The sequence below is a fragment of the Streptomyces sp. NPDC002776 genome, from assembly GCF_053592195.1.
In genome coordinates this window covers 1-21715 of the sequence record NZ_JBSFVG010000033.1, presented here as the reverse complement: position 1 = coordinate 21715, position 21715 = coordinate 1, and the positions used below count along the sequence as shown (strand labels likewise).

General features: G+C 69.4%; 21 protein-coding genes and 2 pseudogenes. 19 read left to right on the top strand and 4 right to left on the bottom strand.

Annotated elements, in window-relative coordinates; all coding sequences use genetic code 11:
• Nucleotides 1–61 precede the first annotated feature (61 nt).
• The 9 genes and pseudogenes from ACWD11_RS33950 to ACWD11_RS33910 form a co-directional block, all read left to right on the top strand.
• Nucleotides 62–904: a hypothetical protein gene (locus ACWD11_RS33950; protein WP_389421412.1), complete on the top strand. Its 843-nt coding sequence runs from the start codon at nucleotides 62–64 to the stop codon at nucleotides 902–904.
• A gap of 51 nt (nucleotides 905–955) precedes the next feature.
• Nucleotides 956–1999 carry an Ldh family oxidoreductase gene (locus ACWD11_RS33945; RefSeq protein WP_389421411.1) on the top strand — a complete coding sequence of 348 codons (1044 nt, stop codon included), beginning with the start codon at nucleotides 956–958 and terminating at the stop codon, nucleotides 1997–1999.
• Between the two features lie 82 nt (nucleotides 2000–2081).
• Nucleotides 2082–3170 (top strand): LLM class flavin-dependent oxidoreductase, encoded by a 1089-nt coding sequence (locus ACWD11_RS33940; protein WP_389421423.1) that lies wholly within the window; start codon nucleotides 2082–2084, stop codon nucleotides 3168–3170.
• The gene (locus ACWD11_RS33935) at nucleotides 3167–4705 is read left to right on the top strand and encodes a Gfo/Idh/MocA family protein (RefSeq protein WP_389421410.1); all 1539 of its coding nucleotides are present in this window, start codon (nucleotides 3167–3169) and stop codon (nucleotides 4703–4705) included. The genes ACWD11_RS33940 and ACWD11_RS33935 overlap by 4 nt, the downstream gene beginning before the upstream one ends.
• Nucleotides 4702–5715 carry a phosphotransferase family protein gene (locus tag ACWD11_RS33930; protein ID WP_389421409.1) on the top strand — a complete coding sequence of 338 codons (1014 nt, stop codon included), beginning with the start codon at nucleotides 4702–4704 and terminating at the stop codon, nucleotides 5713–5715. The genes ACWD11_RS33935 and ACWD11_RS33930 overlap by 4 nt, the downstream gene beginning before the upstream one ends.
• Nucleotides 5712–7016, top strand: a complete 1305-nt coding sequence (locus tag ACWD11_RS33925) for a hypothetical protein (protein ID WP_389421408.1) — start codon at nucleotides 5712–5714, stop codon at nucleotides 7014–7016. The genes ACWD11_RS33930 and ACWD11_RS33925 overlap by 4 nt, the downstream gene beginning before the upstream one ends.
• Nucleotides 7013–7840, top strand: a complete 828-nt coding sequence (locus ACWD11_RS33920) for a PIG-L family deacetylase (RefSeq protein WP_389421407.1) — start codon at nucleotides 7013–7015, stop codon at nucleotides 7838–7840. Before ACWD11_RS33925 ends, ACWD11_RS33920 begins: the two co-directional genes overlap by 4 nt.
• A gap of 143 nt (nucleotides 7841–7983) precedes the next feature.
• Nucleotides 7984–8427, top strand: a complete 444-nt coding sequence (locus ACWD11_RS33915; RefSeq protein WP_389421406.1) for an NUDIX hydrolase — start codon at nucleotides 7984–7986, stop codon at nucleotides 8425–8427.
• A gap of 212 nt (nucleotides 8428–8639) precedes the next feature.
• Nucleotides 8640–8852: pseudogene (locus ACWD11_RS33910) on the top strand (GNAT family N-acetyltransferase); the annotation flags it as partial.
• A gap of 258 nt (nucleotides 8853–9110) precedes the next feature.
• Here the strand turns inward: ACWD11_RS33910 and ACWD11_RS33905 are convergent.
• Nucleotides 9111–9347 carry a DUF6207 family protein gene (locus ACWD11_RS33905; RefSeq protein ID WP_389421422.1) on the bottom strand — a complete coding sequence of 79 codons (237 nt, stop codon included), beginning with the start codon at nucleotides 9345–9347 and terminating at the stop codon, nucleotides 9111–9113.
• 1304 nt (nucleotides 9348–10651) lie between these two features.
• Between ACWD11_RS33905 and ACWD11_RS33900 the strand changes: the two genes are divergently transcribed.
• Together ACWD11_RS33900 and ACWD11_RS33895 are read left to right on the top strand one after the other, a co-directional pair.
• Nucleotides 10652–11560 (top strand): helix-turn-helix domain-containing protein, encoded by a 909-nt coding sequence (locus tag ACWD11_RS33900; RefSeq protein ID WP_389421405.1) that lies wholly within the window; start codon nucleotides 10652–10654, stop codon nucleotides 11558–11560.
• 572 nt (nucleotides 11561–12132) lie between these two features.
• A complete protein-coding gene (locus tag ACWD11_RS33895; protein ID WP_389421404.1) occupies nucleotides 12133–12942 on the top strand; it encodes an SAM-dependent methyltransferase in 810 nt (269 codons plus the stop codon).
• A 24-nt stretch (nucleotides 12943–12966) separates the two neighbouring features.
• Here the strand turns inward: ACWD11_RS33895 and ACWD11_RS33890 are convergent, their stop codons facing one another.
• Together ACWD11_RS33890 and ACWD11_RS33885 are read right to left on the bottom strand one after the other, a co-directional pair.
• Nucleotides 12967–13881 carry a helix-turn-helix domain-containing protein gene (locus ACWD11_RS33890; RefSeq protein ID WP_451287729.1) on the bottom strand — a complete coding sequence of 305 codons (915 nt, stop codon included), beginning with the start codon at nucleotides 13879–13881 and terminating at the stop codon, nucleotides 12967–12969.
• Between the two features lie 88 nt (nucleotides 13882–13969).
• Nucleotides 13970–14203: a DUF397 domain-containing protein gene (locus ACWD11_RS33885; protein ID WP_389421421.1), complete on the bottom strand. Its 234-nt coding sequence runs from the start codon at nucleotides 14201–14203 to the stop codon at nucleotides 13970–13972.
• 189 nt (nucleotides 14204–14392) lie between these two features.
• On the opposite strand from ACWD11_RS33885, the gene ACWD11_RS33880 reads away from it, so the two are divergent.
• The 4 genes from ACWD11_RS33880 (at nucleotide 14393) to ACWD11_RS33865 (ending at nucleotide 17632) form a co-directional block, all read left to right on the top strand.
• Nucleotides 14393–14944: an ATP-binding protein gene (locus ACWD11_RS33880; protein ID WP_389421402.1), complete on the top strand. Its 552-nt coding sequence runs from the start codon at nucleotides 14393–14395 to the stop codon at nucleotides 14942–14944.
• A gap of 1128 nt (nucleotides 14945–16072) precedes the next feature.
• Complete coding sequence (locus ACWD11_RS33875; protein ID WP_389421401.1) at nucleotides 16073–16735, top strand: HNH endonuclease family protein; 663 nt, start codon at nucleotides 16073–16075, stop codon at nucleotides 16733–16735.
• 55 nt (nucleotides 16736–16790) lie between these two features.
• Entirely contained in the window at nucleotides 16791–17156 is a 366-nt protein-coding gene (locus ACWD11_RS33870) for a hypothetical protein (protein ID WP_389421400.1), read from the top strand.
• 158 nt (nucleotides 17157–17314) lie between these two features.
• Nucleotides 17315–17632, top strand: coding sequence for a transposase (locus ACWD11_RS33865; protein ID WP_389421399.1), 318 nt, complete (start codon nucleotides 17315–17317; stop codon nucleotides 17630–17632).
• On the opposite strand, the gene ACWD11_RS33860 is transcribed toward ACWD11_RS33865, so the two are convergent.
• Complete coding sequence (locus ACWD11_RS33860) at nucleotides 17576–17914, bottom strand: hypothetical protein (RefSeq protein ID WP_389421398.1); 339 nt, start codon at nucleotides 17912–17914, stop codon at nucleotides 17576–17578. The two genes, ACWD11_RS33865 and ACWD11_RS33860, sit on opposite strands and share 57 nt — an antisense overlap.
• A 303-nt stretch (nucleotides 17915–18217) precedes the next feature.
• On the opposite strand from ACWD11_RS33860, the gene ACWD11_RS33855 reads away from it, so the two are divergent.
• From ACWD11_RS33855 to ACWD11_RS33840, 4 genes and pseudogenes are all read left to right on the top strand, one after another.
• Nucleotides 18218–18511 (top strand): transposase family protein, encoded by a 294-nt coding sequence (locus tag ACWD11_RS33855; RefSeq protein ID WP_451287726.1) that lies wholly within the window; start codon nucleotides 18218–18220, stop codon nucleotides 18509–18511.
• A 38-nt stretch (nucleotides 18512–18549) separates the two neighbouring features.
• Nucleotides 18550–19014, top strand: coding sequence for an ISL3 family transposase (locus ACWD11_RS33850; RefSeq protein ID WP_451287724.1), 465 nt, complete (start codon nucleotides 18550–18552; stop codon nucleotides 19012–19014).
• Complete coding sequence (locus ACWD11_RS33845) at nucleotides 18918–19823, top strand: transposase (protein ID WP_451287722.1); 906 nt, start codon at nucleotides 18918–18920, stop codon at nucleotides 19821–19823. The genes ACWD11_RS33850 and ACWD11_RS33845 overlap by 97 nt, the downstream gene beginning before the upstream one ends.
• Nucleotides 19824–20655: 832 nt before the next feature.
• A pseudogene (locus tag ACWD11_RS33840) lies at nucleotides 20656–21677 on the top strand (IS110 family transposase).
• The last annotated feature ends 38 nt before the right edge of the window (nucleotides 21678–21715 follow it).

Below are 21715 nucleotides of genomic sequence, written 5' to 3'. Positions count from 1 at the left end.
GGGGCCGGGTCCGCACTCTCCTTTCCCCTATCCCGTAGCGATCCGGATCAGGAGGTGCCTGATGAATCTCGTCCCCGACCTGCCCGCCCCGGCCGTGTCCACCGTGTGGAGCGGCGTCCCGCAGCAGCTGCGCGCCGCCGTCGAGGCCGCTGCCGGACCGGTCCTCGACGCCGTCGAGGCCGCGGCGGGCAGGACCGCCCGGCTGCGCCTGTCCCTGGACGTTCCCGGGCGCCGGTTGTTCCTCAAGGCCACTCCGCTGTCCCACCGCCACGCGCCCACCCTGGACACCGAGGCACGCCTCGCACCCGCCGTCCGCGCGCTCGCGCCCAGGCTGCTGCACCACGGCACCGCCGGCGCCTGGCGGTGGCTGCTGTTCCAGCACGTCCCCGGCCGGGCCGCCGACCTGTCCCCGGGCTCGGCGGACCGTGACGCCGCCGCCCGCGCGCTGCGACGCCTCGTGACCCTGCCGGCCCCTGCCGCCGCCACACTTCGGGCCGAGGACCGCTGGGCGCACCTCGGCGCCGGCCTGGACCTCGGCCTGCTGGCCGGCGACCGGCTCGTGCACACCGATCTGAACGAAGGGAACATCCTCGTCCAGGGCGACGGCAGTGCCTGCCTGCTGGACTGGGCGTGGCCCGGGCGCGGCGCCGGGTGGCTCAGCGCTGGCTTCCTGCTCGCGCAACTGATCGACGCTGGCACCCCCGCAGCCGACGCCGAGGCGTGGGCCCGCCGGGCGCTGCCCGGCTGGGCCTCCTCGCCCACCGACGCGGCCGACACCTTCGTCACCGCGCTCACCCGGCGACGCGCCGAGCAGGCTGCCATCTGCCCTCCGGCCCGCCGCGCCGAGCGGGAGGGGCAGTTGCGCTCCGTAATGACCTGGCACCGCTTCCGCACCCGCACCTGAACCGCGCCCCCTCCTCCACCTCCTTCTCCTGCCACCATCGAACGGAGAACCATGTCCGACACCGCCACCTCCACCTGCGGCCCGGCGCCGGCCGAACCGGCGAGCGTGCAGGTGCCAATCGCCGCACTCGAGGACCTGATGGCCCGGACCTGCGCGGCCGCGGGCGTACCCGACAGCGCGGCCCGCCGGGTGGCCGACCACTTCCTGACCGGAGAACTGCGCGGCAAGCTCTCCCACGGGCTGGCGAAGTTCGCATTCGAATCCCGGTTCTTCCCCGAGCGGCAGGCCCCGCCCGAGATCGTCCGCGAGCGCGGAGCGTTCGCCGTCGTCCACGCGCACCGCGAGATCGGACCGCTCAGCGCCGAGTTCGCGACCACCGCCGCCATCGAACGAGCCCGCCGTCTCGGCGCCGGCCTGGTCGGGGTCATCAACACCCAGCGCTACGGCGTCCTGTCCACCTTCACCGAGTCCATCGCCGCACACGGCCTGGTCGGCATCGCCGCCAACACCTCCCGGACCGAAGCCGTCCCGGCCGGCGGCGCCACCCCCGTTCTCGGCGTCAACCCCCTCTCCTTCGCCCTGCCCACGCGCGGCGAGCCCTTGAGCGCGGACATGGGCACCACCCTCGCGCCGATGGGCGTGCTGTGGGAGCACCGCCGCTCGGGCCGGCCTCTGCCCGAGAAGTGCTTCGTCGACACCGAAGGCCGCACCACCCGCGACCCCCACGCCGCCTCCTCCGCGATCGTCTTCGGCGACCACCGCGGCCTGGCGTTCTCCCTGCTCATCCAGGCCCTGACCGGCTCCGTGTTCGGCTTTCCCATGGGCAGCGACGTCGACTCCACCTGGACCACCGGCTACGTCTTCATCGCCCTCGACCCCACCTTCGCCGCCCCCGACAAGGACGCGGCCGCCTCGAACACGCGCCTCGCGGACCAGCTGCGGGCCGCGGCGGCGGCCGACGGCAGCTGGCGCGTTCCCGGGGACCAGGGCCGCGCCCGCGAAGCCGCCGCCCGTACGAACGGCACCATCCCCGTTCCCGGCCCGCTCCTCGCCCGCCTGTCCGCCCGCGCGGCCGGCGACTTCACCTCCGACTGACTCCCAGGAGACCCCCTTGACCCGCTTGCAGTTCCACTGGTTCCTGCCGACCGGCAGCGACGGCCGCACCCTGACCACCGGGATGCGCGGGGTCCACGGGCCCGGCCACGACACGACCACGGCAGCCGGACCCGGCGCCGACCGTCACCGCGCCCCCGACCTGCTCTATATGACCCAGATCGCGCAGGCCGCCGAGCACATGGGCTTCGACGCGATCCTCACCCCCGCCGGCACGTTCAACGAAGACCCGTGGATTACCTGCGCCGCCCTCGCTCAGACCACCGAGCGCCTGAAGTTCCTGGTCGCGCAGCGCCCGGACTCGATATCCCCCACGCTCGCCGCGCAGATGGCCGCGACATTCCAGCGGCAGACCCGGGGCCGGCTGCTGCTAAACATCGTCACCGGCGGCGACGCGGCCGAGCAGGCCCGCTTCGGCGACCACCTCGACAAGGCCGCCCGCTACACGCGCACCGACGAGTGGCTGACCGTCCTGCGCAGCGCCTGGGCCCCCGAGCCGTTCGACTTCACCGGTGCGCACTACGACGTATGCGGAACCACCGTCTTCTCGCCTCCTGACCCGCTGCCCGGTGTGTACTTCGGCGGCTCCTCCGCCGAGGCCGCCCCGGTCGCCGCCCGGCACGCGGATGTCTACCTCACCTGGGGCGAACCGCCCGCCGACGTCGCCGCCAAACTGGACCGCATCCGCGCCCTGGCCGCCGACTCCGGGCGCAGGGCGCCGCGGTTCGGGATCCGGTTCCATGTCGTCGCCCGCGATACGAGCGAGCAGGCGTGGGCCGCCGCCGAGCGCCTGCTGACCGGGATCGACCCGGAGCACGTCGCACGGGTGCAGGCCACCCTGGCCGACAGCCAGTCCACCGGGCAGGCCCGGCAGAGCAGCCTGAACGCGGCCTTCCGGGACAGCGGCCGGACCTCCGATCTGGAGGTATGGCCGAACGTGTGGGCCGGGGTGGGGCTGCTGCGCGGCGGCGCGGGCACCGCGCTGGTCGGCTCGCACCGCGAGGTCGCCGACCGGATCACCGAGTACGCGGCGCTCGGCATCACGGAATTCATCCTGTCCGGGTTCCCCCACCTGGAAGAGGCGTACGAGGTCGGTGAGGGCGTCCTGCCGCTGCTCGGCGCCGGCATCGGAAGCGGGGCGGTGCGCCGGTGAGCAGTGCCGTGAACGTGCTGATCCTCGGGGTTGGCCCGCACACCCGCCTCAACCACCTGCCCGCGCTGGCCGTCGCGCAGGACGCGGACCTCGCGGGCACCGTCACCGGCGCCGACCTGCCCGACGCGGCTGCCACCGCAATCAAGTACGGCACGCCTGGCCGGCCGCGGCAGATGCCCGTCGTTCCCGTCCAGCCGTTCCCCGTCTCCCGGCGGTCCCTGCCCGACGAGGTTCGGCGCGTGCTGGAGGGCGTGGTGGAGCGGCAGCGGATCGGCGCGGTCGTTGTGGCGACCGAGCCGTCCGTGCACCTGCCCTACGCCCTGTGGGCGATGGAGCGGGGCCTGCCGGTGCTGCTCGACAAGCCGCTGACCGTGCATCCGGGCGCGTCCACCGACCCGGCGGCCGCGGCAACGATCGCCGACGACTTCGACACACTGCTGAATGCCTACCGGGCGGCGCGGCGGCACGATCCGCGGATGGTGGTCAGCGTATTGAGCCAGCGCCGCTGGCATCCTGCGTTCCGCCGGGTGCGGGAACTGATCGCCGAGGTCGCCGAGGTCACGAACTGTCCGGTCACCTCCGTCCAGTCCAGCCACGGCGACGGCCAGTGGCGGCTGCCGGACGAACTCGTCGGCCTCCGCTACCACGGCTTCGACCGCGGCTACGGCAAGGCCGCGCACTCCGGCTACCACCACTTCGACACCGTGCCGTGGTGGCTGGCCGCGGGCGAGCGCCCAGGCAAGGAGATCGACGAGATCGAAATCCACGCCGCGTGCACCAGGCCCTCCGACTTTCTCGCCCAGCTCACCCTCGCCGACCACGCCCGGCTGTTTCCCGGCTTCGCCGACCGCAACCCGTACACCGAGCGGGACCTGGACCAAGTGACCGCCGGCTTCGGCGAGGTCGACGTGTTCCTCAACGTCTCCTACCGCAGCCGCGGGCGGGTGATGGCGCTCGGCAGCCACAACCTCGCCCACACCACCTTCTCCCAGCGCAGCGCCCTTCACCCAGTGCCCGGCGACCTCTACAAGGGCAACGGCCGGATCGGGCAGGAAAACCACATCATCCAGCAAGGACCCTTCCAAGCCCTGCACCTGCACGTCCTGCAGACCCTCCACGGCGACGAGGACGGGGTCGACCGGCGGGCGGTGGGCGGCGCCGACCACATCGAACTCCAAGTCTTCCGCAACGACCGGCTGCGCCCCGACTGGCAAAGGCACCGCGCGCTCGGCTTCGCCGACCTCGTCCACGGCAGCGGCGACAACGCGGTGCTCCCAACCCAGCGCTCGGCACGCACCTGCGCCGTCACCGAGTTCCTCTCCTACCTCACTGGACACATACCCCGCACGGAGATGACCTCCGACCTGACCGACCACCGGCGCCCGGCACGCCTGATGGCCGGCGCCTACCTGTCGATGTCCCGGCGATGGGCCGATGCCGACCGCCCCGCCGCCCCGGTCGTGCTCGACTTCAGCCCGGCCGCAGCCCCGGCACCGGCCGCGCGCGCCCTCGCCGCCTTGGGAGCCATGCGATGACCAACTCGCTCGCCACCGACCTCACCGAGCCCGACCTGGGAACGGTCCTCGGCCCGCACCTGCACCAGGTCCTCGCCGCGTGCCGCCCGCACATCGGACGCCCCGCCACCGTCGAAGCCTGCACCGGCGGAAACGTCAGCCACGTCTTCCGCCTCCATGGCCAGGCGGGCACCGTCATCGTCAAGGTCCGCGGTCGCCGCTTCGCCCGGATCGCGCACATCGTCACCAACCCAGCGCTGATCAAGGTCGAGCACCGTGCCCTGGCGCTCCACCACGGCCTGTTGCCGGACCTCTTCCCGAAGGCCCTGGCGTTCCTGCCCGACGCGCACACCATGGTGATGACCGACGTCTTCCCCGACGGCCAAACCTGGCGCGAGCACCTCGACCAGCGCGCCGCCACCGTCGAGGAGTGCACACGCCTGGGCACCGCCCTGACCCGCATCCACCACGCCACGGCCGGCCTCCCGCCGCTGCGCGACGGCAACGGCGACGACCTCTTTCGTGTCGAGCACGCCTACGGCTACTGCCTACGCACTGGCAGCCACCTCGCCCTCGACGAGGCGTGCCACCGTCTGGACGCCCTGCCCGGCCAGCAACTGGTCCTCGGCGACGCCTGCCCGAAGAACCTCAACCTCGCGGCGGGCCGCATCGCGTTCGTCGACCTCGACAACGTGCACACGGGCGCGCCACTGTTCGATCTCGGCTACCTCCTCGCGCACGTGGTCCTGCACCACGCGGCCCGGCCCGAATGCCTGCACCCGCTCGCCGCCGCATTCCTCGACGCCTATACCCCTCCAGGCCCTGCCCGGAGCTGGCGTGGTGACGGCCTCCTCGCGACGGTGGCCGCCGGAGTGCTGCTGTACCGGCTGGAGGCCCGCACCGTTCCATACCCGGCGACCGCCCCTCCCGCCGCCTCCGACCGGCTGCGCCAAACCCTGCGCCGTCTGCTGGACGCTGGGCCATTCACCGTCCCCGACCTGCTGGACGCCGCCGGACCGGTGACGGCATGAACGTCCCCCTGGCCCCGCCCGGTGACCATCCGGACCTGGTCCCGCTCGCCGAACTGAGCGCCCGCGGCATCCACGCGCCCACCGTCCAGTCACTCGCCCGCGACCAGAGCCCGTTCGCCCGCCCCACCCCGGCCTGGACCCGCCACCTCGCACCGGGCGTCGTCCTCACCGCCCGCCCGATCGACCTCAGCGACGGCTGCCTCACCAACGCCTACACCCTCACCATCGACCTAGACCACGCCCTGTGTCAGCCCGTCTCCTCCGCGCGCGGCTTCCACCTGCGCCGCCTCGTCACCGGCCCCGTCGTCGCCGCGGTCTCCGGGGCCTTCGCCTACATCTCCGACGACCCCGACTACCAGCCCGCCGAACCCTGCCTCGACCTCGCTGTCCGCGACCACCACGCCGCCAGCCTGCCCACCGTCACCAAACCCGCCCTCCTCATCCACCACGGCCGCCCGGTCGTACGCACCCTGGCCGCCACCGGCACCCTCACCGTCGCCAGCCACCCGCACACCTGGACCGGCTCCAAGCAACCGCCTCCGCACCCGGCCCCGCCCGGCCACCTCACCGTGTACGGCGCGGCGAACTGCCGCATCCGCTACCACGACAACCCCCGCACGGGCTTTCGCCGCGACGTCGACCCGGCCGCCAACACCACGCCGCGCGATCCTGCTGTCCTCGACTGCACCGTCGTTCTCACCCCCGCCGGAGCGCAGATCACCGCCGTGCACCCCGGCGGCGGCGCCGATCAGTTCGCCGGCGCCTACGTCCTGCGCAGCCACCGGCCCTGGCCCGATCACCTCGTCCCCGGCGCACACGTCGACGTCACGGCCATCGACGCCTTCGCCACCGCGGACGTCGGCAGCGCCCTGTCCCTGGGGCCGTCCGCCGCCGATGCCGACGCCGGACTGACCGCCGCCTGGGACCAGAGCCTCGGCACGAGTCCTTTCCGTCCCCACGCCCGCTACGCCCGCACCCTGCTCGCCCTCGACAGCCGCCGTCTAACCCTGACCGTCCTGGACGGTGCACCGCTCGCACCCACGTTCCAGGGCGTCACTGCCCAGGAGACCGCCGAGCTGTGCAAGCGGGCCGGCCGCGACCCGGCGGCGGTGTTCCACCTCGACGGCGGCCAGACCTCCAAGATCGCCTTCCGGCACGGACGCCAACCAGTAGACGCCGTCGGCAGCCTTCACTACCTGCGCTGGCCCCGGCACGAGCACGAGCCCTTCCACTGGCAGGGCCTCGACGGCCGCCGTCTGCACAGCGCTCTGCAGATCACCCGCAACGAGGAGTCCCGTTGACCACTCCCCGGTCCGTCCTGGTCGTCGTCGCCCATCCCGACGACGCCGAGCTCGCCATGGGCATGCGCATCCGCGATCACGTCCTCGTCGGCGACCGTGTCCGTGTCCACTGCCTGAGCGCCGGGCGCGCTGACAAGGGCGACGGCGCTGCGCGCCGCGACGAGTGCCTGGCGGCCGCGAAGATCCTCGGCATCGGCGGCTACACCTTCTCCCCCATCCCCGACACCCGGTTCACCGACCACCGCGGCGCCATCAACGCGGCCCTATTCGACGCCTTCGCCATCGAGCGCCCCGACGTCGTCTACACCCACTACCCCAACGACCAGCACCTCGACCACGCCGTCACCGGCGAGGAGGCCAGCACCGTCGCGATGCGCGAGGCCGCCGACCTGATTCACTTCCGCTCCCCGTACAGCCGCAACTTCGAGCCGAACCTCTACTTCGTCGGTACCCCCAATCTCTTAGCAGCCAAGCAGGCAGCACTGGCCTGCTTCGCCTCACAGCAGCAGCTCGACATGGAGGTCTTTAGTGGCCTGACCGCGCTGGCCTACCGGCAGCACGTTCACCACCGCGTCGTCGAGCGCTTCCCCGACGGCGCCCACGGTGCCGAAATGTTCCGCACCGCCCGTCAGATCATCCATGCCTCTGGCAGGCCGCCGCCCGCCTGTAGACGCAGCACTGACCGCCCCTCCAGCACCCGTCCACTGCTCGATCAGGGAGGCACACCGAATGAGCACTCTCACGTACATCGGCAATGGAATCCCTTCCCGCCCTCCGGGAAGCTTGCTTCCGCGCGAGCTTCGACGCCGCGCTGGCGCAGCTGATCCGCGCCCTCGACAACGGAATCTGGCGCCTGCTCGGCGGCGTCGTCGCCCGCGTCCGGACGTAGCGCGGCGAATCGCCGACACCATCCCCGCTCTGCCGCTAGCGTCGATTCCCTCCCCTGCACCTTCTCCCCCCAAGGAACATGAGCGGCGAACCGGCAACACCCGTCATCGACACCCATGTCATCGTCCGCGACGGCGACAAGATCCTGTTCTCCCAGCGGGGCGGGCCCTACGGCTACGGCCGGTGGCACATGCCCTCGGGCAAGCTCGACCGCGGCGAGCCGCTGCCCACCGGCGCGGCCCGCGAGCTGTTCGAGGAGACGGGGATCACCGTCGATCCCGATGACCTGCAGCTCGTTCAGGTCGTCCACCACCGCCAGGACGACGACATCGAGCGGATCGGCTTCTTCTTCGAAGCCCTCACGTGGGAAGGGGAGCCCGTCAACAAACAACCGGACAAGTGCCTGGCCCTGACCTGGTTCACCGCGCACGACCTTCCGGGGGACATCATCGAGTACCCCGACGCCGGCCTGCTCGGCTACCTCGACAAGGGCGGCCCGCTGACGGTGCACAACTGGAAGTAGCGGCCCCGCAGCGACATTCAGAACCGCGCGGCAGTTGACGTAACGGATTCGTCCACTGCCGCGACACCCGCGCTGACCACGGCCCTGGAGCGGACCCGGAATCACCATCACCGGTCCGGTCGGCGGTGCGCCGCCCCGCTCCTGGTCCCGGTGCGGTCCGCCTCAAACCGGTAACGGGTCCTCATCCTGCGCCTGCGCCTGCGCCACCGAGACCGGACTGGCGTGGGCGCGGGCTCGGCGACCGGTTCATGGCCCTGGCCAAGCAGCAGAAGCCCAACGGCCTGTCGCTGTGGTCCTTCCAGGTCAACGAACCGGCCCAGCGCTTCTACCAGCGGCACGGCTTCGTCGAGGTCGAGCGCACCGACGGGTGGCGCAACGACGAGCGGGGAGCCGACGTCCGCTACGCCTGGCAGCCACAACCGTAGCTCAGCCGGCTGAAGACGAAGGCGGTCACCCCCTTACTCCGGCATGACTCCCCGCGCAAGGCCCCGCAGCGCAGCGCGGAAAGCACCGACTGCCATGCCGGATATACCGATTGGCCGCGACACGTGTGATCGCGTGGTGGCGGGCCGGTGAACCGGCTGACGTAGGCAGGTCGAGGCGGTTACCCAGCATTCACGGCTGCCGCGACCGCAGCGGCAGCCCACGCGAGCAGCAACTCGACAGCTGCACCCTCCCCTGACTCAGGGCCGGGCCGTGGGCGGCTCCTCGGTTGGGCCGACCACGTCAGCATGGGTGAGCTGCTGGCGCAGGTCCAGATAGCAGCGCAGCCGAACACCGGGCTGACCGGCGTCCCGCGTGGTCTGCTCCGCTGTCGCCGTCGCCCATCGGTCGGCCAGCATCTGCTGGAAGGCAAGCGCAGTGGCGTCGTCGGCGGCCGCGACGTCGACGACGACCAAGCCCGGCTCGCTCACGTGCATCTCGTTGATCGGGTCCATGTAGGGAACTACGCCCCGACGGCCCGGTGAAGTTCCGCCGCTGCAGTGGCTTCACACGACCGAGCGGCGGGCCCTTAAATCCTGTCGCCACCCAGGCCGAGCGGACCGGATCCGCTGACCTCACATGGTCGGGTTCATGGGCCTAGTCAGCAAGGGGTGCGGAGCCCGTCGATGGTCCCCGTCAACTGCCAACACTTCCCTTGCCTTGGTTGCTGTCGACATTTCCTTCGAACTTCGATCGCCAATTCGTTACTTTTCGGATGAGGCCCAGAGGTGAGAGGCCGAGCAGAGCATTAGTCTGACTCAGCCCGCCCTGGTGGCGACCGCCGCCACACCTCCCAGGGGAGTCGAGCGCGAGCGGATGCACCAAGGACAGGGGTGTCTGCAGACGAGGGAGCACGGCGGGGGGGATGAGTGCGCCGGAGCACTCCCCTTGGATTTTCACGCGACGGCGCACGGTGCATCAGGGGGAATCTCTCTCAGCAGCGATCATTCCCATTCAGGAAGCGTGCACTTTCGAAAAAATGGGGGCCCGCATAAGCGAAAGCTGTCTTTCAGCTGCTGGTTTCGCACGCGGATGCGGCTGCTTACCCGTTACTGACTCACTCTGATAGCCGAACGAATCGGCAGCGCGCTAGGGTCACGCCGAAGGTGGGCCCCGGTTCAAGGCTAGGCACCAACAGACCAGGGCCCCTCCGCATTTTGACCAGCCGTCAATTCGTAAGGAGAGAAATGATGACTGCTCCCAATGGCGTCCGGGGCACTGTGGTGTCCGGGCCGCTTCCGGACGGTAGCAATGCCCGGGGGCCTTACGCACGCCTGCGTGCCTTCGCTGTCACGGTCAGCCTGGCCCCGCCCGTCGTGCTGGCTTTGTCCTTCGTTCTGCCGTCGGCCGGTGAGTGGCCCGCTGCCGCATGTGTGGCCTTCGCCGGTGTCGCGGCCGCAGCAGCACGCACATCGCGGATCGACCTGCTGTGGGTGCGGATTGACTGACCGATGAGCCAGGGGGGCGGCGGGGCGTTCCCGTCGCCCCTGGCTGTCTCAACGGCGGGGCGCAGATGGAGTGCTGCTTGCCTGGGCAAGCAGCAGAAAGGACGGCACACGTGGCGACTGGAACGCTGCAGACGTGCGTGGCATGCGGGGGGCCGATCGTGCAGAACTCGGGCGCGGGCCGGCGCCGCAGGTACTGCAACACGGCCTGCCGGCGGCGGGCTCAGCGAGCCCGGCAGGCCCGGCAGACCCGGCGGACTTCGCGCGTGGACCAGCAGGGGCCCCTGGGTGGGACGGTGGCGGCCGAGGTGTATCGGCTGGCACAGCAGCTGATGGAAAGCGAGATGCGTGAGGAGGAACTGAGTTCGCTGCTGGAGCGGGCCGAATCGATCCGGCGAGAGCTGGAAATCTATACCGCTGCTGCGGTACAGGATGCCCGGCACCGCGGTGAGAAATGGGAATCGGTGGCCCGGGCCGCGCATATCGCACCGGAGACGGCACGTGCGCGCTGGGGCCCCGAGCGGGTGGCTCGCATGATGGATCTGCATGCCAACGAAAAACGGGCTGCTCCCGCCCGGTGGCGCGGGCCCGGACCGGGCCGGCTGGCCGATGCGGCGGAGGGCGCAGCCGCCGTTTCGGGGACCGAGGGTGTCTCCCCTGGAGGGCAGTTGGCATCGGCTCTGGCGCAGCTGCAGGTGGCCAGCGGGCTGACCATCCGGGAGGTTGCCGATTCCACCATGCTGTCGCCGTCGTTCATCTCCCGCGTCCTGTCGGGTGATCGTCTGCCGACGTGGGACCTGGTGTGTGCGCTGACCGTGCTTTTTGGTTCGGATCCGGCGGAGCTACGGGTGCTGTTCGAGGCAGCGCACGGCCTGACGACGCAAGGACGGCAACCGGTCGCGGCCGCGATCGCGCAGTTGCATGCGGCAGTTCGCGGACTGCATCTGGCAGCGAAGTCACCGTCGCCGGAGCGGATCGCAGACATGAGTTCGGGTGCGGTGAAGGCCGCAACGGCCCGGCGTGTGCTGGCGGGCGTCGATGTGCCGGAATGGGAGGTGCTGGCTGCCCTTGTCTGTGCGCTGGGGGGCCGCCCCGTGGACTTCCAGCCGTTGTGGGAAGCGGTGCACTACACCTTCTTGATGTGTGACGACCCCCGCTCGCCGGAGGGCACCGCGCACATCGCCGTGCCGGGCCAGGGCCGGTGACCGGGCGCCGTCAGCCGCCAGTTGCCTGGGAGGCCAGGCATGCTGCCGTAATGGCTCGGCAGCCGATGCCCCTACCGACAGGAGGGCCTCGGGCCAGGCGGGCAACGCTGGCTTCCTATGCTGCGTTCCGGGAGCGTCACTACAAGCCGTATCTGGAGTACGCGGTACTGCGGATCGGCCGAGCCGGGGCGGCGGAGAGCGCGGTGACAGCGGCGTTCACCGAGGTGGCCGTGTCCTGGGCTGCGATGTTGGGCACCTCCTGGCCGGCCGCTGTCGCCTGGAGGATCCTTCACGATCACATCGATCACGCCCTGGGGCTGCATGCCGGTGCGCCCTCAGGCAGACAGACGGCGCTAGCGCTGCAGCACGATGCGCGCGTGCTCCGCCAGCAGCTGCACTTGAGCAACGACCGTATCGCGGAGGTGCTGGGCATACCGCCCGGCTTGGTGCCGGGACTGCTGCCGCACTCCTCGGAGGAATGATTTTCCGCCCAGTACGGGGCCCTGCCGCAACCATTCCACTACACTCTGTTAACCCAGTGCGCGCTGCTGCGGCGTGCCGGGCGGGAGGGGATGCGCGTGAGCTTGCCGTATGGGGTGGACGTCACGATTCCCAGTGTGGCCCGCATGTACGACAGCCTGTTGGGCGGGCGGGACAACTACCCTGCGGACCGTGCCGCGTGCACGGAACTGCTCAAGCACGTGCCAAGCATGCGTGAACTGGCGTTGAACAACCGGCAGTTCCTGCGTCGCGTGGTGCGTGTGCTGGCGGCCGAGTACGGCATACGGCAGTTCATCGACTACGGCTCCGGGCTGCCGACCCAGGACAACGTCCATGAGATCGCCCAACGCGTGGACCCAGCCAGCCGGGTCGTCTACATCGACAACGACCCCATCGTCCGTGCCATCGGTGGCGTGCTGCTGGAGAGCAACGTGAACACGGCCGTCCTCCATGCGGACCTGCGGGACACCGACGAAATCTTCTCCAGCGAGCCGGTACGTCGGCTGATCGATCTCACACAGCCGGTGGCAGCGCTGTTCGTATCGGTGTTGCACTGCATCCCGGACAGCTCCGAGCCGGCCCGGCTGGTCGCCCGGGTCGCCGACCGGCTGCCAGCCGGCAGCATGATGGTGGTGTGCCAGCTGGTCAGCGACTCATCCCACGTACGCGACTCCGTCACCGCCTTCATGGGCGAGCAGACCCAAGGCCACTGGGGCCGAGTGCGGGAGAAGAAGGATGTGGCCGACTTCTGCGCCCCGCTGGACTTGGTCGAGCCGGGCCTGGTGGAAGTCTCCACCTGGCGGCCCGGGCAGGACGATGTGGAACCCCAGTCCAGCTGGGAGTGGGAGGAATTCGGCGGCGTCGGCACTGTCAGGCACTGATACGGGCAGTTCAGGGATGCCCGGTCACCGCCAGGCAGCAAGGGCCGCTTGAAGCAGCGAGGGGGTCTGCTCGGCCGGGCATGCCACACCGCACAGGTTGTTTAGCACGGCCTGATAGCGCTCGGACTCCGACGGCTTCTCCCGGTAGACGGCGCCCTCGTACTGCTCGAGGTAAAGCAGGTCCGGCAGATACTCCGGCGTGAAGAACCGCAGGTGGACAATGGGGTGTCCAATGGCCCCCGCAGCGCCCACCGACAACGGGGCAATCTGAAGGCGCAGGCTGTAGCGCAGTTCCTCCAGCAAGGCGAGCAGATGCTTGATCTGCCGGTACATCACGCCAGGCGTACCGACCTGGCGGCGGAAGACCTCTGAATCCATCACGGCCAGCAGCACGGGGGGCGCTTCGGTGCGGCGCAGCATCTCAATGCGCTGCATGCGCAGGCGGACGCACTCTGCGATCTCCCTGGCAGGTCTGGTCGGGTGCGCGGCCCGGATCACGATCTCGGCGTATTCCTCGGTCTGCAGCCAGCCTGGCACCAGTTGGGGCTCGTAGGAGATGATGCGGCGGGCGGCTGGTTCCATGGCCAGCAGCGGGCGCAGTGTGTGCGGCGCGGCGCCGGCATACGGCTGCCACGCCTCCGGTTGCGCTGCCTCGTGGACCAGGGCCTGGATTCTTGACCGCTCCTGCGGGTCCCGCACGCCGTAGACGTCCAGCAGCCGCTCCATTTCCGCCTCTTTGAGCGCGGCCAGGCCGTTTTCGATACGGCTGATCGTCGACTCAGAGGCGCCGATGCATCGGGCCGCCTGACGGGTTCCGATCCCGGCGTGGTCGCGGCAGCGCCGCAAGTGCCCGGCGAGGGCCTTGCGATGAGCGGCGGCTCCCCACTCCGGGCGGTGCGGAAATCCGAGAATCGACGGCGCCTTCCGCACGGCTGCCATACAAGCTCTCCTATCAGGCTGTTGAGGAGGCCGAGTATGGCAGCCACCACGGGACCGTGTCAGGAAGTGGCCATACCCTTACCGTCGGCTACGAGAACGTGAAATCGAACTCGCCGTCCTTCACGCCGCCGAAGAAGGCGGCAATCTCCTCACGCGTGTAGATGAGAGCAGGCCCGCAGGGATACCGGGAGTTGCGCACCGCAACGTCACCGCCCGGCAGAGCAGCAATCTCCACGCAGTTACCGCTCCCGCTGCGGTGGCTCTTGCGCCACGCCGCACCCTCAATCTCGCCCGCCCCCATACCGTTTTCCACCCGTTGCATGCTCACCACGCCTCTCTGAACCATTTAGACCTGGCCCGTCCGCAACATGCGGCGAACCGACCTGTGTGCGAATACGCGGGCTCTGCAATTGCAGCCCCGTGCTTGCAAGAACGAGGAACGGACAGGAATAGTGACGGTCAAGTCGGCACGCCGTGCCCCCGGGCACGGCACCAGTCCGGGGGACGAACGATGACGCCACGTCACGACGAAGCATTCCTGCCACCGTTCGCCGCCGCCACGCCCGGCGGCCGAAGACAGCAGCCCCTCTTCCTCGGTGAGCCTCTGGCCTCCACAGCAAACCTGGCCGTCCGCAGCGGCCTGGGCAGCACCCAGTTCACCGCCCGCCGCATCCCAGCCAGCACCAACTGCTGCTTCGTTGCACGGCAGTTCACACGCCAGGCCGTACAGCGATGGGGCCTGCACAGCATCGGCGACGACGCCGTCCAGATCGCCTCCGAACTCGTCGCCAACGCCGTCCGCCACGGCCAGACCCACACAGCCCCTTCTGACGACGACCAAAATGCTGTGTGGCTGGCGTTAGCCCTACGACCTCAGACTCTGCTGTGTGTGGTACGCGATCCCAGCAGACGCCGCCCACGACTCGCTCCTCCTCCCCCACTAGCCGAACGCCACCGCGGGCTACCCATCGTCGACGCCCTCAGCAACACCTGGGGCTGGACCACCCACACCCAGACACGCGGCAAAACCGTGTGGGCGCGCGTCACCCTGCCCGCCGCCTAGAAGCCCCCGAACAGTCTGCCTTCCGACACCCCGCCGACCGCATTGCGTCGGCTCATCCTGATTGCTGGCAGGAACGCACACGGCGCGGGACCACCGACGTCCTCAGGAGGACCGCTGTCCGATGTCCTCGGCCGTGCCGGCCTCTGCGCCCGACACGCTAAAGAGCCGGGCAGTTGCCCCGGCTCTCCACCGGCCTGTGCCCTGCATCAGCACGGCACGCGCCAGGTTGGACCCGCCCCGGGCTGTTCGTCCCTGGGCCCCGTGGAGCGTCACGCTGCAGAGCCGATGGCGTACACCTCAATGCCCCCCGCATGAGCCGTGAAGGCCAGCCACGACCGGGACCCGAACGCAACCGCCCCGTCCCACCCACCAGGTGCCGGCCATGACTCCCGCCCTACCAGGACGGCAGCCATCACCTCCATCACCTCCATGCGACCATCGCCGGGCAACCCGGCCAGCGCCTCTTCCGCCCGAAGGGCCAGATCCACCTCGTACATCGCGCACCTCTGCCCGCTGATCGTCAGGAGCAGCACCGTACGGCCTGGAGTGGGCGATCGTGCGACCTGTGGATATCCTCCCGCCGCCACACGACACCCACGCCCCTATGCCCGGCCGTGGGAGGCTCACCTTCTCGTCACGGACGGGCGCGGCGGAGGGTGCGGACGGCTGTCGGAGGGCTTGTCAGCGGGGATGCCGGACTGGTCCACGGAGGTGTTGTCGCTTCGTGACCGTGGTCGGGCCTTTGTGGCCGGTGGTCTGGTCGGGGCCGGCTGCTGCTGTGACCGGTACGCGCGGTGCCAGGCAGGACGGCATCGCACCGGAGGGAAGTGGGCGGATCCGTGATGACCGGCCAGGGCGCGGGCAGCGGTGACCGGCTGGCGCTGGGCGTGCTGGCGCAGTTCCAAATGGCCACCACCGAGCAGAGGCACCGGGTCATCGCCCCCGAGGTGCGCATCACGAACTCACTTATACGAAGGCGCCAGCGCCCGGTGGCGCAAGAAGCGGGCGCGGGTTGCGCCTCATCAACGAGCAGTTGAACGTTCCTTCGGTGAACTGCCTCGTCCCAACGGGTGATTACCTCGACGGAGACCTCTACGCCCAGGTCCGCTTGCCGGTACCCAGGGCTACGTGATCAGGAAGCTGCTGCGCGGGTTGGTCCCGCTCGTTCTTGCCCTCACCCCGCTCACCGCACCCGCTCCCGTCCAGGCGGCACAGCCGATGCTGCTGCCGGACGCCCTCACCAAAGTCCATAGCGCCTCGGAGAGCCGGGACGGCTACGTGCGCACCAAGTTCAAGCACTGGAACGCCGGCGAGGACCGTGCGGACGGCTGCAACACCCGCCAGGAGGTCTTGCTCAGTGAGGCCGTCGAAGCACCCGAAGTCGGAGCAGGCTGCACCATCACCGGCGGCCGCTGGCATTCCTATTACGACGGCCAGCAGGTGACCTCTGCCAGTGCCCTCGACATCGACCACCTCGTGCCACTGGCCGAAGCATGGGACTCCGGCGCCTCCGCCTGGCGTGCCGGCCGGCGCGAAGCCTACGCCAACGACCAGACCGTCGCCGTCTCCCTGGTGGCGGTCACCGCGCGCAGCAACCGCGCGAAAGCCGACAAGGACCCAGCACAATGGCTCCCGCCGGCCGCGGAGCAGCACTGCCGCTACGTCTCGGAGTGGGTGGGCACCAAACTCCGCTGGAACCTGACAGCCGACCCCGCCGAACTCGAGGCACTGAAAGTGTTCGCCGACGGACCATGCGAAGAGACAGTCGTTGTGGTCGCACCCGCTCCTTGACCAAAGCCACCGAGGGCTCTCGGCGGCCGTTCTCCTGAGCTGCGACACTCTGCGCGTGAGCTATCCCGCGACAGACCAGCTGTCCTCCGCCGAACGCGCCTTCATGATCAACGCCACCGAGATCGACATCCTCCCCGGTGTTTGGGGTGACCTCGACGAGCCGCTGGTCTCAGAGCCCGCCTCGGCTCTCGTCCCGATCCTCCTCCCCCTCGTCGACAGAGGATGGATCGAAGTGTGCCGGGTCGTTCCCTGGACAGCGCCGGATGGCACTCTCGGAGAGCAGCCCGGGCCCCCTATCCCGAAGCAGGACCTTCCCACTGTCCTGGCGAACGCCGAGAACTGGGAGTACCCGCCATCCGGCCCGTGGCTGGGGTGCCTCACACTGACCCTCACCGAAGCGGGACAGAGCATTCCCCGCTGACACTCAGTTTCAACAGCACCCCTCCGCGCTCTGCAAGATCCTCCGCGACTGCCGCTTCAAAGGCGAAGGCGTTCACCATGCCTGCTCGGCATCGCCCGCTTACACAGTTGAACCGTTCCGGGTTCGGTGGAGACTCGATTCCATGAAAGGATCAAGTCATGGCACGCCCTTCCTCCTACCCCGCTGAGCTGCGTAAACGTGCGGTTCGTATGGTCGCCGAAGTCCGTGAGGACTATCCGAACGAGTCGGCTGCGCTGCGGGCGGTCGCGCAGAAACTTGGCATCGGCTCCGCCGAGACGCTGCGGAACTGGGTTAGGCGGGACGAGATTGACTTCGGGCAGCGTCCGAGGACGACCACGGAGGAGTCCGCGGCGATGAAGGAGCTGAAGAAGGAGAACGTGGACGCTGACCCGGCAACATCAGTCGGGGAACTGGAGGAACGCCATTTGCACGCGCAGCAGATGGGTGTCGGGTGAGGTTTCTTCGTAGCGGTCCATGACCTTCTGGTATCGGCCGGCCTCGAAGTCCTCGCAGGCCTGCCCATGCTCATCCAGGCCGCAGGCCAGGGCGAGTTTCGCGCCTTCGCGCAGGGCTTCCTTCTTCGTGGCGTACACCCACACGTCCAACCGGCCGCTGCCGCTGTAGCCGCGGTGCGCCAGCGTCCAGACCGCGGGAGCCCGTGTGGTCTCCACCCGCCCGTCTGGCTTGTAGAGGCGAGAGGCGACCTGCTGCCTGACGAACCCCGAGTAATCAGCCACTCCGGCACGGTACCGCCGACACCATCACGGCACGGGGATACCCCAGGAAGTTGCCCAGCACGGGTGGTTCCCCGGTCAGTCCTGGCTACGGAATGCGAGAGCTCGGCTGCGGACTCGGCAGTGCTCCTAGTTACGGCGCGTGAACCCCCATATGAATGTGCATCATCTCGGTCTCCCACCGAGCGTCACAACGAGCGCCGATTACCCATAACTCAAGTACAAGTCACCAACTGTCGACGATCAAATTTTTCGGCTCTGTCGGAAATCTTGTGATGTCACAGGGCTGAGCTGGGCAGTCTCCGGGTGTGCGGTTCAGGGGTGTTGGGGCGGTTGTTGCCGCATCTGTCCGGTGTTGTCATCGAGTCGATCGAGCGAACGGCCGGGGTCATCAAGCTTCGCGCGGGGTGCCAGAAGTCGCCGGTGAGATGCCCGGGATGCGGTATGCCGTCGTGGCGGGTGCACGGCCGGTACGTCCGCCGTCTCGGCGACGCGCCCGTGGCCAGTAACCCCGTAGTCATCGAGCTGACCGTGCGTCGGTTCAAGTGCCTGAGCAGCCGGTGCCCGGCGGTGACGTTTGCCGAGCAGATCGAGGGCTGACCAGGCCGCATGCCCGGCAGACACAGGTGCTGCGGTCGATGCTCGCCTCGATCGCATTGTGCCTGGCGGGCCGACCCGGCGCCCGCCTGGCCGCTGCCTTCGGGATCTGCATCGCCAAGGACGCGCTGCTGGACCTGCTCCGCTCGGTTCCGCAGCCACCGGTCGGCACCGTCAGATTCCTGGGAGTGGACGACTTCGCTCTGCGCAGGGGCGACTCCTACGCCACGATCTTGATTGATCTGGAAGCACGCCGCCCGGTCGACGTCCTGCCCGGCCGGGACGCCGAACCGCTGGCCGCATGGCTTCGCCGGCACCCGCAGGTGGAAGTGATCTGCCGGGACCGCGCGGGCGCCTACGCGGAGGGAGCCCGAAACGGTGCCCCGCAGGCGATACAGGTCGCCGACGCATGGCATCTGTGGCGGAACGTCGCCGAGGCAGTGGAGGAGACGGTCGGTTCCCACACGGGTGCATCCGGGCCGCGTTCGCGGCGACCCCGGTCATGACAGAGGCGACCGCAAGGTACCTGGTCACGCCGGAGTCGTCTGAGGCGGTGGCCGTACCGTTCGTCCTGCCGGACGGCACCCTCGACGTCAGCGGCCACCCCCGGCGTCTGGTTGCCCGCACGACCCAGAGATACGAGGCAGTTCAGGCACTGCTGGCCGAGGGGAAGTCGCTGGCGGCGATCGGCCGGACGCTGCGGCTGGACCATTCCACCGTCCGCCGCTTCGCCCGAGCCGGCAGCCTCGACGAACTCCTGGTCAAAGCCACCAGCCGGCTGTCCGTACTCCACCGGGAACTGGTCGAGCGCGGATTCACCGGCAGCGTCCAGTGCCTCCGCCGTTACTTCCGCGCCTTCAGACGTCCCCGCCAACCAGGACGAAAGCAGCAGCCGGTGTCCCGGCCGCAGCCCAGGTCGGCCCCGAAGCCCCGACGTATCGTCCGCTGGATCGTGACGAACCCCCAGCACCTCGCGACCACCGACGCCGCGGAACTGAAGGAGATCCGTACGGCCTGCCCTCACCTCGACGCCGTCACACGGCACGTCCACGACTTCGCCGAAATGCTCCACCACCTCCGAGGAGACCAGCTCCCGGACTGGATGGAACGCGTCCTTGCCGACGACCTCCCGGCCCTGCACTCCCTGGTCAGCGGCCTACGACGAGACTTCGACGCCGTCACCGCCGGCCTCTCCACCCCATGGAGCTCCGGGCAGATCGAAGGCCATATCACCCGCGTCAAGCTCATCAAACGCATGGCCTACGGCCGAGCCAACCTCGACCTCCTGCGCCAACGCGTACTCCTGGGACCATAGCCCTGCGCCAGGGACCTCCCGCTTTGAGATCGTCCGAACCTGCCGTCTATTCTGAACGCGTTCAGTCGGGTGGCGGGCGGAATGCGGATGAGCACTTCAGCGAGACGGTGGTCGGCTCTGGTCGCCGCGTTGGCGTGGGCTTGCGTTGCTTGCGCTGATGCAGGTGGAGACGCGGCTCGCATTGACCAGTCGGCGCTTACGGGCGAGTGGAGTAGCCCTGGTGGCGCTCTTCTTCGCTTGCGGGCGAACCACGGTATGACGGGTGAAAGCCTGAACAGTGCGATCCTGGGAGGCACATCGTGCCCGGACGCTGTAACCGGCCACTGGAGCTTCTTCAGCGCACCCGACGAGGCGGGTTCCTCCTTCGCTGACGACGCGCTCACCAGCGGCGACACCGTCTCCCTGAGTATCGGCTTTCCGAAAGACTCCTGTCTCTTGTCGGCTCTGGTCCGGCGGGACGAGCACGGACTCAGTCTCTGCCTGGTAGAAGACCCTGATTCCGACTGTTCCGCCGAAGAACTTCTCCGCCTTGAGTCAGCATCGGCAGAACAGGCTGCGAAGTGACCCACCGCCCCTGCCTTTTAAGGAGCAGCACAAGATCCCCGATTGTGAGGATGGGGTCGCACCGCTCGAGGGTCTGACCCGATCCCCGATTGACGCTTTGGCTGTCCTCACTCTGAATCGTCGACCTTCCGAGCGGTGCCACCGCGTGCACCGGCCGACGACCGTGACCTCATAGAAGCTTGACCCAAACGGTCCCATCACAGTCGTGTCCGTCCGCCGGCCGGTGCGCGCGAGCCAACTCGCCGCGCACGGAAGGAACCCGGCCACCATGTCACAGCCCATCGAGGTGATCGGCGGGATCGACACCCACACCGATGTTCACCAGGCCGCCGTCATCGACACCATCGGCCGGCACCTGGCCACCGAGGCGTTCCCCACGACGCCTGCCGGTTACCGGGACCTGCTGGAGTGGCTGCGTTCCCACGGCCGGGTGCTGGTTGTAGGCATGGAGGGCACCGGCTCCTTCGGCGCCGAACTCGGGCGCTACCTCCGGGCCAACCAGATCGCCGTGATCGAGGTGGACCGACCCGACCGTCGGGCTCGCCAGGCAGCAGGGAAGTCGGACTCCATCGACGCCTACGCCGCCGCCACCGCGGTACTCGCCGGCCGCGCCACAGGCACGCCGAAGCACCGTGACGGCGCGGTCGAGGCAATCCGCGGACTGCGCGTTGTACGCGCCAGCGCCGTCAAGGCCCGTGCGCCCGCTGAGGTCCGCGAAGCACTGCGCTCGCTGACCACCACCGAGCTGGTCCGACGGCTGGCCGCCAGCCGTCCGGGCACCGATCTGGCTACCCCGGCCACGGCCGTCAGACTGGCCCTCAAGCGCCTGGCCAGGCGCTGCAGGCACTTGAAGCGGACGCAGACCGCGACCTACGCGTCCTGATCGCCCGCACCGCACCGGGCCTGCTCGCGCTGACGGGCGTCGGGACCGAGACCGCCGGGCAGCTGCTGGTCACCGCTGGGGACAACCCCGACAGGCTCGCATCCGAAGCCTCCTTCGCCCACTTGTGCGCCGCCGCCCCAGTGCCGGCCTCTTCCGGGCGTACTGACCGCCACCGGCTCAACCGGGGCGGAGACCGCCAGGCCAACCGCGCGTTGCACACAATCGTGCTGGTCCGCATGCGCCACGACCCGCGCACCCGTGACTACGTTGCCCGGCGCACTCTCGAAGGACTCAAGACGAAGGACATATTCAGGTGCCTCAAGCGCTTCGTCGCGCGCGAGGTCTACAACCGGGTCTGTACGGTGAGCGGTGTAACTCCCGAGCTGGAAGCGACAGTTGATGACTGACGTGGCGAGTGACATCGGGGCCGGGGAGGCCGTTGTGA

Bases quoted from the DNA above. Each gene is read 5' to 3' on its own strand.
- ACWD11_RS33925 (WP_389421408.1), top strand. From the start codon at position 5,712: ATGAACGTCCCCCTGGCCCCGCCCGGTGACCATCCGGACCTGGTCCCG.
- ACWD11_RS33865 (WP_389421399.1), top strand. From the start codon at position 17,315: ATGGCACGCCCTTCCTCCTACCCCGCTGAGCTGCGTAAACGTGCGGTT.
- ACWD11_RS33880 (WP_389421402.1), top strand. From the start codon at position 14,393: ATGACGCCACGTCACGACGAAGCATTCCTGCCACCGTTCGCCGCCGCC.
- ACWD11_RS33905 (WP_389421422.1), bottom strand. From the start codon at position 9,347: ATGCACGTGAGCGAGCCGGGCTTGGTCGTCGTCGACGTCGCGGCCGCC.
- ACWD11_RS33915 (WP_389421406.1), top strand. From the start codon at position 7,984: ATGAGCGGCGAACCGGCAACACCCGTCATCGACACCCATGTCATCGTC.
- ACWD11_RS33850 (WP_451287724.1), top strand. From the start codon at position 18,550: ATGCTCGCCTCGATCGCATTGTGCCTGGCGGGCCGACCCGGCGCCCGC.
- ACWD11_RS33945 (WP_389421411.1), top strand. From the start codon at position 956: ATGTCCGACACCGCCACCTCCACCTGCGGCCCGGCGCCGGCCGAACCG.
- ACWD11_RS33845 (WP_451287722.1), top strand. From the start codon at position 18,918: ATGGCATCTGTGGCGGAACGTCGCCGAGGCAGTGGAGGAGACGGTCGG.
- ACWD11_RS33885 (WP_389421421.1), bottom strand. From the start codon at position 14,203: ATGCAACGGGTGGAAAACGGTATGGGGGCGGGCGAGATTGAGGGTGCG.
- ACWD11_RS33895 (WP_389421404.1), top strand. From the start codon at position 12,133: ATGCGCGTGAGCTTGCCGTATGGGGTGGACGTCACGATTCCCAGTGTG.
- ACWD11_RS33950 (WP_389421412.1), top strand. From the start codon at position 62: ATGAATCTCGTCCCCGACCTGCCCGCCCCGGCCGTGTCCACCGTGTGG.
- ACWD11_RS33890 (WP_451287729.1), bottom strand. From the start codon at position 13,881: ATGGCAGCCGTGCGGAAGGCGCCGTCGATTCTCGGATTTCCGCACCGC.
- ACWD11_RS33930 (WP_389421409.1), top strand. From the start codon at position 4,702: ATGACCAACTCGCTCGCCACCGACCTCACCGAGCCCGACCTGGGAACG.
- ACWD11_RS33940 (WP_389421423.1), top strand. From the start codon at position 2,082: ATGCGCGGGGTCCACGGGCCCGGCCACGACACGACCACGGCAGCCGGA.